Raw genomic sequence first — 13,216 nt, forward strand, 5'->3', positions numbered from 1 at the left:
TGATGTTCGGACCTGAACAGGGCCATTTCGCCCTGGCTCTCGCCTGCGTGCTCGCCCTCGTGCAGTTCGCCGTCCCGCTCTGGGGTGCAAACCGCCGCGATGCCCGTCTCGTGGGGCTTGCCCCCTATCTCGCGGTCTCGCAGCTTATTGCACTGGGCTATTCGTTCCTGTGCCTCGTCATGTGCGCCGTCAGCGACGATTTCTCGGTCCAGAACGTCGCGGCGAACTCCGCCGTCTCCAAGCCGCTGCTGTATAAGATCACCGGTGTCTGGGGAAACCATGAAGGCTCCGTCCTGCTCTGGACGCTGATTCTCGCCATCTGCGGCGGTGCGGTCTCGCTGTTCGGCCGCAACCTGCCGGACATCCTGCGCGGACGCGTTCTGGCCATCCTTGGCGGTGTCTCGGCCGGCTTCCAGATGTTCTGCCTCCTGACCTCCGACCCGTTCGACCGCGTCTTTCCGGCTCCGATGGACGGTCAGGGCATGAACCCGCTCCTTCAGGATCCGGGCCTCGCCTTCCACCCCCCCATTCTCTACACCGGCTATGTCGGTTTCGCCGTCCCCTTCGCCTTCGCCGTCGCCGCCCTGATTGAAGGCCGCGTCGATGCGGCATGGGGCCGCTGGGTCCGTCCCTGGGCCGTGGCCGCCTGGTGCTTCCTGACCTGCGGCATCGCGCTGGGCTCCTGGTGGTCCTATTACGTGCTGGGCTGGGGCGGATACTGGTTCTGGGATCCAGTGGAAAACGCCTCCCTGATTCCCTGGCTGACGGGCACGGCGCTCGTGCATTCCGCCATTGTCGTGGAAAAGCGTGAAGGCCTGAAAATCTGGACAGTCCTGCTTGCCATCGCGACCTTCTCGTTCTCGCTGTCCGGCACGTTCCTCGTCCGCTCGGGTATCCTGAATTCGGTCCACGCCTTCGCCAACGATCCCGCCCGCGGCGTGTTCATTCTGGCCCTGCTTGCCATCGTCATCGGCGGCTCGCTCGCCCTGTTCGCTTGGCGCGCACCCTCCCTCACCTCGACCGGCCTGTTCTCGCCGATCTCGCGTGAAGGCTCACTGGTCCTGAACAACATCCTGTTGTGCTCGATCTGCGCCGTCGTCGTGACGGGCACGATGTATCCGCCCTTCATGCAGCTTCTGGCCGGGCGCACCATTTCCGTTGGCAAGCCGTTCTTCGACGCCGCTACGATCCCGCTGACCCTGCCGCTCCTGCTGGCCATGGGCGTTGGCACCGCCCTTCCGTGGAAACGCGCGCAGCTCGCCCGGACCTTCTCGCATCTCTATGCCGCTGCCGGCATCGCCGCGATCGGTCTGGTCCTGTGCTTCTGGAAGCTTTCCGGTGTCCTGCCTATCGCCTGCGGCGCGCTGGCCATCTGGGTCATCGCAGCTTCCGCTTCCGACGTTCTGCGCCGGATCGGCATTGGCCACACATCCGCACAGGGCGTGTGGGAGCGCATGAAGCACCTGCCGCGCTCAAGCTGGGGCGCGGCCCTCGCCCATATCGGCGCAGGCATCACCGTGCTCGGCCTGTGCGGCATGTCGCAGGCACAGCACGCCATCGTCGAAGTCCATATCGGCGAGACGCGCTCGCTGGCCGGCGACGACTGGACCCTGCTGGACGTGCACGACTATATCGGCCCGAACTACAAGGCCATGCAGGCCGACATCGCCATCCGCCACAACGGCAAGCTCGTGACGATCCTGCATCCCGAAAAGCGCGACTTCACGACGCAGAGCCAGACCACGACCGAAGTCGCCATCCACACCAACTTCATCACCGATCTGTACGGCGTGGTCGGTGACCGGCATGGCACGGGCAAGGACACGACCTATGTTCTGCGCCTGCACCGCAATCCGCTCGCGCCCTGGATGTGGCTGGGCGGACTGGTCATGGCGATCGGCGGCGCGTTCTCGCTGTCTGACCGCCGGATGCGGATCGGCGCCCCCAAGCGCGCCGCCGCCCGCAACATGGCCCGTGCCTGAGGAGAGAGGGACATGAACGCAACACGACGCGGCATCCTCACGGCCGTTCCCATCATCGGCGCAGGCGTCCTCGGCGTCGGCTTCTGGCGGATGCTGAGCGACATGCGCAGCGGCGCCTTCGACCCGCGCGCCATCAAAAATCCCAATGTTGGCAAGCCCATTCCGAGCTTTGCCATGCCGGGCCTCCCCGGCCTCGGCGACGGCTTCACCGATGCGGAACTCAAGGCCCAGCACCGGCCAGTTCTGGTCAATTTCTTTGCCTCATGGTGCATCCCCTGCGTGGCGGAAATGCCCGGCCTGCGTGCCATTTCGCGCAACATGCCGATCTGGGGCATCGCCTATGAGGACAAGCCCGAGAACGCCAGCGCCTTCATCCAACGTGACGGCTCCCCCTATGCCCGCGTCGCCTCTGACCGTCACGGCCGTGTCGCGATCGACTGGGGCGTAACCGGCGTGCCCGAAAGCTTTCTGGTTGCACCGGGTGGCCGGATCATCTGGCACGGGAGCGCCGCCCTCGATCCCCAGATCTACGAGGCAGAAATCCGCCCGAGGCTGGCCGGACTATGAAGGCGTCCAGACGCTTTCCGGCCCTGCTGCTCGCCGCTGGTCTGATCGGCGGCGGCGTAGCCCTCGCCGTGGACGATCCCGCCGAGATGCTGCCGAACCCGGCGCAGGAAAAGCGGGCCGAAGCCATCGGCGCGCATCTGCGCTGCCTTGTCTGTCAGAACGAGAGCATCGAGGACAGCAGCGCGCCCCTCGCGCGCGATCTGCGCAAGGTCGTGCGCGAGCAGGTTTCGGCTGGCAAGTCCGATCAGCAGATCATGAACTGGATGACCGAGCGCTACGGCGAGTTCATCCGTCTGGCCCCACAGTTTTCATGGTCCACCGCCCTGCTCTGGCTGATGCCGGCGCTCGCTCTGGTGGCCGGACTTGTCATTGCATGGCGTGCGACGAGACGCCGCACCGTCGTCACGCCTGCGCCGCTCACGGATGACGAGCGCGCGCGTCTGGATGCCCTTTCGGGCCGGGAGTAGACTTTTTGTTCTGGTTGGGAATCCTGATAATCGCGGCGGTGGCCCTGTGTCCCGCATTTCTGGGGCTGCGCACCCTCCGTCGGCGTGTGAACGCCCGTGACTCCGCCCTCACCCTGTATCGTGGACAGCTCGGCGATCTGGAGCGCGACCACGCCCTCGCTCTGATCAACGACGAAGAATACAAGGCCGCCCGTCTGGAAGTTCAGCGCCGCCTGCTGGCAACCGATGGCGAAGCCGCCGTCGAGGATCTGAACGCAGAGCCCCCAAAGCGCAACCGCGTTCTGCCGGTCGCAGCCGTTGGGCTTGGTATCCCGGTGCTCGCCTTTGCGCTCTATATCGTCAACGGTCATCCGTCTCTGCCGCCCCAGCCCCTGAGCCAGCGTCAGGCCGGGCCGGACGCGAAGGGCCTGCAGATGATCCACAAGCTCCAGACCGAAGTGGCCACCATCCCTCCCGGATCGCAGACCTATGCGACCGGACATTTCCTGCTGGGACAGGTCGAAGCAAAATCCGGCATGACGGATGCTGCGATCCGGGACTGGAAGACCGCCCTGAGCGCCCATTTCGAGCCTGAGCTTGCTATTCGCCTTGCCGAGCTTGAAAGTCAGAACGGCAGCCATATCTCTGGTGAAAGCCTTGACCTCTATCGCCGTGCCCTGGCTGCGGCACCAGCCGACGCGCCCTGGCGCATGGCTGTGGAAGCGCGTATCGCCATTGGCGAACATCAGGAGAATAACGGCCAGTGAGAAAACCCGAAGCCAACGCCATCGCGCTGTGCCCCGTCTGCCGCCAGCCCATGCGTCCGACATCGGAAAAATGCCCGAACTGCGGCGCCGAACGTCATTACGGCCCGCGGATCATTGAATCCTTCGTCTGCGCCTTCGCCGGCATGGTCCTGCTTGCAGCGATCTCGACCCTGCTGTTGCCGATCTCGCTGTGGACCATCCTGTTCGCCGCCATCGGGCTCGTGGCCGGTTTCCTGTTCTCCCACAACCGTTTCAGCGGCGATCGCTGGCTAAAATAGCCTTCCGTCAGCCCCGGATCAAGGGCTGAGACAAACTTCCAGACAGAAACAGACGATCAGGTTCCGTGAACCCGAAAGGGAAAACGATCGTTTCCGTTTTATCCCTCACTGTCTGGAAGTCTGTGAAGCCGTGCGCTTTCCGCTGGATCTTGTCCCGTGTTTGTCCATTCTCGCGGCCATATTGATTCCCACGTCCCGTGCCCATGCCGTTCCGGGAGATGAACAGGCCTATTCAGGCTCCCTGTTCTCGCCGCCCACGCCACTGCCAAAAGCCGGCGCGTTCTATGTCGAGCCTTATCTCTATGTTGGCTCGCCCATCGGACAGTTCGGCTCACAGGGAGACTATCATCCCCTGCCCGGCGTCCAGCGCTCCGTCAGTTCACTCGTCATCCTGAAATACGGCATCACCAACCGCATCTCGGTCTACATCACGCCGCAGGTCCAGTATTCCTGGCAGCGATCCGCAACACCATCCGGCCTGAAATTCACGGATCTGCCCTTTGTCCTGCAAGGCGTGGCGCTGGATCGTCAGAGCAGGCTCTGGCCTGGAAGCTGGCAGCACACGACTCTGACCGTCGATCTCGGCATGAATTTTCCAACAGGAAGCTACGACCGGCTGTCGCGGCCACAGGATGGCAGCGGATCGGGCGTTTATTCCTTCCGCTATGGCCTGATCGACCAGACAGGATTCAAATTCGGTTCCATGCGCCCCTTTCGCGTCCGCCTCTGGGCCACCGGAATCCAGCCCGTCACATCGGCATCCCTGACCGGACAGAGCGTCTACGGAACCAGCACGGGATTTTCCGGCCGCGCCCATGCCGAGGCATTCGGCAATTTCGGCGGATCCGTCGAGTTTTCCCTGAATGACCATTTCGGCCTCGCTCTGGACATGATCCGGGACTGGTCCAGCGGCTCCCATGTGCAGGGACACCAGACCCTCCAGACAGCACCAGCCGCCCAGAACCTGTCATTCAACACGCCCGCGGAAGACGACTGGTTCGCCGCACCGGCCATCGAATATAACTGGAATGCCAGTACTTCCATTCTCGGCGGTGTCGGTCTGACCCTTTCAGGGCGCGACACAACCCGTCAGGTCATCGGAACGCTGGCCTTCGAACATACATTCTGAGGCCCCACATAAACTCCGTCTCCCGTTCGGGAAATATTCCTGATAATGGGCAATCATGACACATTCTTCCGGGCGTTTCCTGCCGTTCTTCGTCGCCGTGGCCATCCTGTCATGGGCGAGCGCCTACCCTGTCGTCCGGATTGCACTGCATGATCTGGCGCCCATCCCCTTGGCAGCGCTGCGCTACGCGGTGGCAGCAGTCATGGCAGCTCTCTGGCTGTGCTGGAAACGCCCGCAACGACCGCAGACCCGGGATATTCCGCAGATCCTCGCCTGCGGCATCCTCGGGATCACGCTCTACAATATCCTTTTCAACTGCGGCGAAATGACTGTTTCCTCCGCTGCTGCCAGCTTCGTCATCAGTGCCGCGCCATTGATGGCCGGGCTTCTGGCGATGGTGTTTCTCGGAGAGCGTATGTCGCCTTGGGGCTGGGTCGGATCACTCCTGAGTTTCAGCGGAGTTGCCCTGATCGCCATGGGACAGAGCGGCGGCCTGGCCTTTGGTTCGGGTGCAACCTTGGTCTTCGGCGCCGCCGTCTGTGCGGCGTTCTACACGATTCTGCAAAAACGCCTGATCCACCGTTACGGCGCACTCCCCACGATTGCCTATGTCCTGATTTCAGGCGCGGTCTTTCTTGCGCCCTGGCTTCCACAGGGACTGGAGAGCTTCGCGCACGCCTCATGGCAGGGACAGGTTTCCGTGCTCGAACTCGGCATCTTCCCGGCCGCATTCGGCTATGCCGCCTGGGGCTTCGTCATCGGACATCTTGGCGCGTCCCGAGGAGCCGCCCTGCTCTATCTTCTGCCGCCCGTCACAATGGTTCTGGCCTATATCCTTACCAGTGAAGTTCCGTCCCTGCGCACCCTGCTCGGCGGGGCGATCGTGATGGCGGGCGTGATCCTGACCAACACCTACGGACGCCATCCCGTCGCCCAGACCGTCGAATCTTGAACGGCATTGTCCCTGTGACGGCATCCGGATTTTCTATGGCTGTCTTCCTTTGTCCCGCGGCGATTGTGCGATAATTTCCCCCGTGGAATGAGCCGGATCACCCGCAGGAAAGCCGAAAACAGACAATGAGCCGTACCGAAACCGATGGCATGGGCCCGATCGAAGTTGCTGACGATGTGCTGTGGGGCGCGCAGACCCAGCGCTCCCTGAAATATTTCAGCATTGGCCGCGAACTGATGCCACGTGAAATGATCGAGGCCTATGCGATCATGAAGCGCGCCTGTGCCACGGCCAATGCCGCGAGCGGCCGCCTGTCGCAGGAGCGCGCGGATCTGATCCACACCGTCTGTGACGAAATCACGAAGGGCGAGCATGACCGGATGTTCCCGCTTCATGTCTGGATGACGGGCTCGGGCACGCAGTTCAACATGAACGTCAACGAGGTCATCGCGAACCGCGGCTGCCAGATCACTGGCAATCCGCTCGGCAGCAAGACACCGCTGCACCCGAACGATCACGTCAACATGTCGCAGTCCACCAACTGCAACTTCCCGACCGCCATGCACATCGCGGCCGTTCTCGGCACGCATCGCCGCCTCATCCCCGCCCTGACGCGTCTGCGTGACGCCATGGCGGCCAAGGCCGAGGAATGGCGCGATCTGGTCAAAGTGGGTCGCACGCATCTTCAGGACGCCGTTCCCATCACGCTGGGTCAGGAATGGCACGGCTATGCCGGGATGCTGACGGACAATATCGCCCGGCTGGAACAGGCCCGCGATGGCCTCTTCCCCCTCGCCCTCGGTGGTACGGCACTCGGCACCGGCGTCAGTACGGATGAAGGCTTCGACCGCCGTGCCTGCGCTGAAATCGCCCGCCTGACCGGCCTCGGCTTTACGGCAGGCGAGAACAAGTTCGCGCTTCAGGGCGCGCATGACGCGCTCGTGCATCTGTCCGGCGCACTGCGGACGACAGCGGGCAGCCTGTTCAAGATCGCCAATGACATCCGACTGCTCGCCTGCGGCCCGCGCGCCGGTCTGGGCGAACTGCACCTGCCGGAAAACGAGCCAGGCTCCTCCATCATGCCGGGCAAGATCAATCCGACGCAGGCGGAAGCGCTGGCCATGCTGGCTCTTCAGGTCATGAGCAACGATGTCGCGGTAGGCCTTGGCGGTGCGGCCGGCATGCTGGACATGAATGTCTATAAGCCGCTCATGATCCACAACATCATGCAGGGCATCACCCTTCTGCATGATGGATCGGAGAACTTCCGCCGCTTCCTCGTCGAAGGCACAAAGGCCGATACCGACAAGCTGAAGCAAAATCTGGAACGCTCGCTCGTCCTCGTCACGGCCCTGTCCCCCGCCATCGGCTATGACCGCGCCTCGAAAGTCGCGCATCACGCCATGGAAAAGGGGCTGAGCCCGCGTGAAGCCGCGCTGGAACTCGGCTTCATGACATCGGAAGAATACGACCACTTCGCCGATCCGCGCCTGATGCTGCGTCCCAACATCACGCCGCCCAAAGGCTGATCGCGCTTCCGGCCCATAAAACGCTGCTGCATGACGAAAACTTCATGCAGCAGCGGTAGCCGTTGCGTCTCAGGACTGATACGGCGGAATATTCCTGTTTCTTTTCCCGGAGATGCCTGTCAGATGATGACCCGCCGCGCAGCCCTGCTCGCTTTAACGCTCCTCTCCCCCGTCTGTACGGCCGCGGCGGCCGACGCTCCCAAGACCGAAACCGCCAAGCCGTCCGATACCCTGACCGGCGAAGCAGCGCTCCTTCCCGCGGATTCCGTTACGCATCATCATCTTGGCGGCATCGCCTATACCGCCCATGCCGGCACGCTCATCCTGCGCGACCATGACGGCAAACCCACCGCCCGCATGTTCTACGTGTCCTACACCAAAGACGGCGTCCCGGCCGGCACACGCCCGGTCTCGTATTTCTTCAATGGCGGTCCGGGTGCGGCCACGGCCTATCTGAACCTAGGCGCTGCCGGCCCCAAGGCCCTGACCATGCCCGCCAAGGACCCGACGGACGGCACGCATGCCACGATGGGTGACAACCCTGACAGCTGGCTCCCCGTCACGGACATGGTCTTCATCGACGCCGTCGGCACGGGCTATTCCCGCCCCGCCGACACGGCGAAGGCCGGAGACCAGTTCTACGGCGTCAAGCAGGACGCCAGCGCCTTCGCCAAAGCCATCGGCCTGTGGACGTCGGCAAACGGTCGTGAAGCCTCGCCGCACTATCTCGTGGGCGAAAGCTATGGCGGCATCCGCTCCATCCAGGTCGCCAATGCGCTGCAGATGGAACAGGGCATCCTGCTCAACGGCATCGTGATGATCTCCCCGGCCATCGAGATGCCCCTGCTCGACACGGACGAGAACCCGCTCTCCGCCGCCCTCATGATGCCGAGCCTGATCACGTCGCATCAGAGTCCGAACGTGACGGAAAAAACCGCCGAAGACGCCTATCAGTGGTCCCTGAACACCTATTTGCCGAAAATCGCCGGCAAGCTCCCGTCCGGCACCGAAGGTCAGGCGCTCTATGCCGAAATCGCCCAGCGGACCGGCCTGCCGCAGGATGTGATCGCCCGCCAGCACGGCATCCCGGCCATCGGCTCGCATGACATCATGTCCCGCGACGGCCGCCTGTACGGACTGTACGACTTCACCCAGTCCATCGCCGACCCCGCGGCCGACGGTCTGGACGAAAGCCCCGATCCGACACTGTTCGGCTTCGGCCGTGCCTATGGCAACGCCTTCTCCGGCTACGCGGCCAATGAACTCGGCTTCAAGACCCCGCTGACCTACGACCTGCTGTCCCTCAAGGTGAACGGAAGCTGGAAGTGGAGTTCGGGCGGTCCCTCGCCGATCCATCAGATCCCGGTCCTCAACCGCCTGCTGGCGCTCGATCCCGGCCTGCGCGTCTTTGTGGCTAATGGCTACTATGACGTAGCCTGCCCGTTCGGCACTGCGCACTGGATGAAGGATCATCTGACGGTGGGCGCGGATCGCGTGTCGCTGCATCTCTATCAGGGGGGCCACATGCTCTATACGCGCCCGGCCAGCCGCCATGCTCTCTCGGCAGACGTGGCGTCCTGGATCCAGGCTGACAGCCGACAGCCCTGAAACAGAACGTCATAAATTGACAGCCCCGGTGGAGGAACAGATAATGGACAGAACGATATCTGGACCTCCGCTGGTCGGGCCTGCCCGAGCACGCAAGGCAGCCACAAACCGAGTGCCCCCTATGTCCGCTGCTTTTCAAACTGACCCTGCTGATTGCAGACAGTCTGCTCTGCGGACGGTCTCTCCTTCTTTCAGGCGGACCTCCTCTTGACCGTCCAGCGCACAGCCGCCTCCGAGCCGGGCTACTCGCTGGAACACGCCGTCACGACCTCATGTGACCGTGAGCCGATCCACCGTCCTGATGCCATCCAGCCTTATGGCCTGCTGCTGATCGCCGACAGCACGACCCTGACCATCATCGGGGGCGCCGGCGATATCGAAGGGCGCCTTGCACCGGACTGGCTGGGACGTCCGCTCCCTGCGATCCTGGAAGTCCCGACAAGCCGTTTTCACGACGAAAAACACCCCTCCCTGTCCGATCTGCGCGTACCGGGCCTGAAAGGCGAGACCTTCAGCGTCCTGCGCCACGATCAGGACACGCATATCCTCATCGAACTCGAACCGGTCGAACCGCATAACCTGCTGACCTGGGATATTTTCGGCGAGATCGACCGCACGGCCGACCGTTTCGAACGCTGCCCCGATACAGCATCCGTCTGCCGTCAGGGCGCCACGATCTTCCAGCGCCTCACCGGTTTCGACCGCGTTCTGGTCTACCGCTTCATGGAGGATGGCACCGGCCGCGTTGTCGGGGAAAGCCGCAACGACGCCTTCCCGTCCCTGATGAACCATCATTTCCCGGCCAGCGACATCCCCGCGCAGGCCCGGGCGCTGTATCTGCGCAACCGCATCCGCGTCATCCCGGACATCACTTACGAAGCCGCCCCCATCCGCCCGCCCGAAGCCGGGCTTGCGGGGCTCAACCTCAGCGACGTCCAGCTCCGCAGCGTCTCGCCGATCCATCTGCAATATATGGCTAATATGGGCGTGCGGGCCTCGGCCTCCGTCTCGCTGGTCGTGGATGGTGCCCTGTGGGGCCTGGTCGCCTGCCACAATGCGACGCCGCGCCGCCTCTCCGAGGACGTCCGCGCCGCCTGCCGCACGCTGGCGGGCGTCATGTCACGCCAGTTGCGCAACAAGGAAGAGCTGGTCACCTATCAGGAGCGTCTGCGCCTGCGCAATGCGACGGAGTTCGTCACGTCCCATTTCGACGTGCGCCATCCCATCGAGAGCAATCTGCGCAGTTTCATGGGCGAATTGCAGTCCCTGTTCTCCTGCAACGGCTTTGCCGTCATCAGCGGCGAGACCATCACGGCAACCGGTGTCCTGCCGGATAGCGAGAACCTGCACAAGCTGCATGACTGGCTGAGAATGGGCACCAATGGCGGCATTTTCACCAGCGCCATGCTGGCCAAGGACTACCCGCCTGCGGCCGACTGGCCCGAACGTTCTGCCGGTATCCTGGCCATCACGCTCCCCTTCCGGACACCGATGTGCCTCATCTGGAGCCGGGTCGAAATTATCCAGACCATCGAATGGGCCGGCAACCCGCATAAGGGCGATGAGGATGACGACGGCGTGCTGCGTCTCCGGACCTCGTTCAAGACCTGGGAACAGACCATCCGCGGTCACAGCCTGCGCTGGACCAATGAGCAGAAACAGGCCGCCCGGCGCCTGCGCCGCGTCCTGATCGCGGATTACCAGACCCAGCAGCTCCGTGAACTCAACGCCACACTGGCCGCCACGCTGGAAGAGCGTGAAAACCTGCTGCGCCAGAAGGATTTCCTGATCCGCGAAGTCAATCATCGCGTGCAGAACTCCCTGCAGATGGTCGCCTCCTTCCTCAAGCTCCAGGCCCGCAGCGCCGCAAATGAGGAAACCACGACGGCCCTGACCGAAGCGCAGCACCGCATCGCGGCCATCGGTCTCGTGCATCGCCGCCTGTACCGCGACGAACATTTCGGTGTCGTGGATCTCGGGCGCTATCTTGAAGAACTGATGGAAGAGCTGTGCTCGTCACTTGGCGAGGACTGGCATGAGCAACTGCATCTCGCCCTCTTCCCGATCATGATTTCAGCAGACCGTGCAATCAATATCGGGCTGGTCCTGACTGAACTGGTCATCAATGCCAGCAAATACGCCTATGACGGCAAGGCAGGCCCGCTCCATGTCGGCCTGGGCCAGACCAGTGACCGCCTGATCCTGACGGTCTCGGACCAGGGAGAATGCACGCCCCAGCTCAAGGGAACGGGCTTTGGCACACGCATGATGAATGCCGTCGTCAGCAGTCTCGCCGGCACACTCACCTACACAACCCTAAATCCGGGGCTCGAAGCCGTCATGACCCTGCCGCTGGACTCAGTGCTTCCCACGGAAGCCGATGCCAGTACGGAAGCCGCACTGTCCCAGATCCCCTACCCGTATCCCTGAGATACATTCAGTCTTCGGATACAAAAAAGGCGCCTGACCACTGGTCCGGCGCCTTTTTTCATGTCCTGAACAGGAAGCGACCTTACGCGACCAGATTGCCTTCCTTGTCCACCAGTTCGATCGGATAATCCCCGGTGAAGCAGGCATCGCAGTAACGGCGCGCACCCTCGGCCCGGTTGGCATGACCCAGCGCACGATAAAGCCCGTCAAAGCTGACGAATGCCAGACTGTCCGCACCAATCGCCTGCGCCATTTCCTCAAGCGTATGCGTCGCCGCCATCAGCTTGCTCTCTTCCGGCGTGTCGATCCCATAGAAACAGGCATGCTTCGTCGGAGGGGACGTGATGCGCATATGCACTTCCGTCGCCCCGGCGGCGCGGACCATATCCACGATTTTGCGCGACGTCGTGCCACGGACGATCGAATCATCCACCAGAATGACGCGCTTGCCCGCCAGAACCGGACGGTTGGCAGAATGCTTCATCTTCACGCCAAGATTACGGATCTGGTCCGTAGGCTCGATGAAGGTCCGGCCCACGTAATGGTTGCGGATAATCCCAAGCTCGAACGGAATCCCACTCTCGGCCGCATAGCCGATCGCGGACGGCACGCCGGAATCCGGAACCGGCACAACAACATCGGCCTCGACCGCACTTTCCCGTGCCAGTTCACAGCCAATCTGCCGCCGGGCTTCATAGACCGGCTGCCCTTCGAGAACGGAATCAGGCCGTGCGAAGTAAATATATTCAAAGACGCAGAAGCGGCCGCCCTTGTCCCCGAAAGGCCGAAGGGAGCGCAGGCCGTCATTATTGATGACGACGATCTCGCCGGGCTCGATATCCCGGACATAATCCGCACCAATGATATCCAGAGCACAGGTCTCGCTCGCCAGCACCCAGCCACCATTGCCCTGCTCATAGCCCGGCATCCGGCCGAGGACGAGCGGACGCACACCGAGCGGATCGCGCATACCGATCAGGCCGTCATCCGGCGTCAGCGTGATGAGCGAATACGCGCCCTTCACCTGCTTGACGGCATCGATGAAGCGATCGAGCACGGTCGTATAGAGCGAAATCGCGATCAGATGGATGAAGACTTCCGTATCCGTTGAGGAATGGAAAATGCATCCACGCTTGACCAGCGCCTGCTTGAGCGTCGCGGAATTGGTGAGGTTGCCGTTATGCGCGACAGCCAGACCGCCGAACTCGTAATCGGCATAAAGCGGCTGCACGTTACGGACATGCGTGCCGCCCGTCGTGGCATATCGGTTGTGACCGATGGCCACCGTACCTGGCAGCGTCGCCATGACGCGGCTGTCACCGAACACGTCGCCGACCAGCCCCAGCCCCTTGTGCTGGTGGAACCGTTCGCCATCGAAACTGACGATACCGGCGGCTTCCTGTCCGCGGTGCTGCAGGGCATGCAGGCCCAGAGCTGTCAGGGCCGATGCATCAGGCACACCCCAGACGCCAAAAACCCCACACTCTTCGTACGGGCGGTTGAGACTGTCGGACTGGGTCATGCGGCT

The 13,216-nt window shown here is 62.8% G+C and carries 11 protein-coding genes; 10 read left to right on the plus strand and 1 reads right to left on the minus strand.

Annotated features, from left to right (window positions below; translation table 11 throughout):
• The first annotated feature begins 2 nt into the window (after positions 1-2).
• The 10 genes from ACJ2A4_RS05050 to ACJ2A4_RS05095 all read left to right on the plus strand — a co-directional run bounded on the left by ACJ2A4_RS05050 (position 3) and on the right by ACJ2A4_RS05095 (position 11,688).
• Complete coding sequence (locus tag ACJ2A4_RS05050; RefSeq protein WP_408873859.1) at positions 3-1,982, plus strand: heme lyase CcmF/NrfE family subunit; 1,980 nt, start codon at positions 3-5, stop codon at positions 1,980-1,982.
• A gap of 12 nt (positions 1,983-1,994) precedes the next feature.
• Entirely contained in the window at positions 1,995-2,549 is a 555-nt protein-coding gene (locus tag ACJ2A4_RS05055) for a DsbE family thiol:disulfide interchange protein (protein ID WP_062507394.1), read from the plus strand.
• Positions 2,546-3,016, plus strand: a complete 471-nt coding sequence (locus ACJ2A4_RS05060; protein ID WP_408873860.1) for a cytochrome c-type biogenesis protein — start codon at positions 2,546-2,548, stop codon at positions 3,014-3,016. Before ACJ2A4_RS05055 ends, ACJ2A4_RS05060 begins: the two co-directional genes overlap by 4 nt.
• Positions 3,017-3,030: 14 nt before the next feature.
• The gene (ccmI, locus tag ACJ2A4_RS05065; RefSeq protein WP_408874104.1) at positions 3,031-3,762 is read left to right on the plus strand and encodes a c-type cytochrome biogenesis protein CcmI; all 732 of its coding nucleotides are present in this window, start codon (positions 3,031-3,033) and stop codon (positions 3,760-3,762) included.
• Complete coding sequence (locus tag ACJ2A4_RS05070) at positions 3,759-4,040, plus strand: hypothetical protein (RefSeq protein WP_408873861.1); 282 nt, start codon at positions 3,759-3,761, stop codon at positions 4,038-4,040. Before ccmI ends, ACJ2A4_RS05070 begins: the two co-directional genes overlap by 4 nt.
• A 160-nt stretch (positions 4,041-4,200) precedes the next feature.
• The gene (locus ACJ2A4_RS05075) at positions 4,201-5,169 is read left to right on the plus strand and encodes a hypothetical protein (protein WP_408873862.1); all 969 of its coding nucleotides are present in this window, start codon (positions 4,201-4,203) and stop codon (positions 5,167-5,169) included.
• A 55-nt stretch (positions 5,170-5,224) separates the two neighbouring features.
• Positions 5,225-6,121 carry a DMT family transporter gene (locus ACJ2A4_RS05080; RefSeq protein ID WP_408873863.1) on the plus strand — a complete coding sequence of 299 codons (897 nt, stop codon included), beginning with the start codon at positions 5,225-5,227 and terminating at the stop codon, positions 6,119-6,121.
• Positions 6,122-6,246: 125 nt separating this feature from the next.
• A complete protein-coding gene (locus tag ACJ2A4_RS05085) occupies positions 6,247-7,650 on the plus strand; it encodes a class II fumarate hydratase (RefSeq protein WP_408873864.1) in 1,404 nt (467 codons plus the stop codon).
• A 123-nt stretch (positions 7,651-7,773) separates the two neighbouring features.
• The gene (locus ACJ2A4_RS05090; RefSeq protein WP_408873865.1) at positions 7,774-9,258 is read left to right on the plus strand and encodes a S10 family peptidase; all 1,485 of its coding nucleotides are present in this window, start codon (positions 7,774-7,776) and stop codon (positions 9,256-9,258) included.
• Positions 9,259-9,465: 207 nt separating this feature from the next.
• Positions 9,466-11,688 (plus strand): histidine kinase dimerization/phosphoacceptor domain -containing protein, encoded by a 2,223-nt coding sequence (locus tag ACJ2A4_RS05095; protein ID WP_408873866.1) that lies wholly within the window; start codon positions 9,466-9,468, stop codon positions 11,686-11,688.
• An 82-nt stretch (positions 11,689-11,770) separates the two neighbouring features.
• Here ACJ2A4_RS05095 and purF read toward each other — a convergent pair whose 3' ends face one another.
• Positions 11,771-13,210 carry an amidophosphoribosyltransferase gene (gene purF, locus ACJ2A4_RS05100; protein ID WP_062507377.1) on the minus strand — a complete coding sequence of 480 codons (1,440 nt, stop codon included), beginning with the start codon at positions 13,208-13,210 and terminating at the stop codon, positions 11,771-11,773.
• Positions 13,211-13,216 lie beyond the last annotated feature (6 nt).

Origin of the sequence: Gluconobacter roseus, assembly GCF_046058915.1 — a bacterium.
In the GTDB taxonomy this organism is placed as follows: Bacteria; Pseudomonadota; Alphaproteobacteria; order Acetobacterales; family Acetobacteraceae; genus Gluconobacter; species Gluconobacter roseus_A.

Bases quoted from the DNA above. Each gene is read 5' to 3' on its own strand.
- ACJ2A4_RS05090 (WP_408873865.1), top strand. From the start codon at position 7,774: ATGATGACCCGCCGCGCAGCCCTGCTCGCTTTAACGCTCCTCTCCCCC.
- ACJ2A4_RS05080 (WP_408873863.1), top strand. From the start codon at position 5,225: ATGACACATTCTTCCGGGCGTTTCCTGCCGTTCTTCGTCGCCGTGGCC.
- ACJ2A4_RS05060 (WP_408873860.1), top strand. From the start codon at position 2,546: ATGAAGGCGTCCAGACGCTTTCCGGCCCTGCTGCTCGCCGCTGGTCTG.
- ACJ2A4_RS05055 (WP_062507394.1), top strand. From the start codon at position 1,995: ATGAACGCAACACGACGCGGCATCCTCACGGCCGTTCCCATCATCGGC.
- purF (WP_062507377.1), bottom strand. From the start codon at position 13,210: ATGACCCAGTCCGACAGTCTCAACCGCCCGTACGAAGAGTGTGGGGTT.
- ACJ2A4_RS05085 (WP_408873864.1), top strand. From the start codon at position 6,247: ATGAGCCGTACCGAAACCGATGGCATGGGCCCGATCGAAGTTGCTGAC.
- ACJ2A4_RS05050 (WP_408873859.1), top strand. From the start codon at position 3: ATGTTCGGACCTGAACAGGGCCATTTCGCCCTGGCTCTCGCCTGCGTG.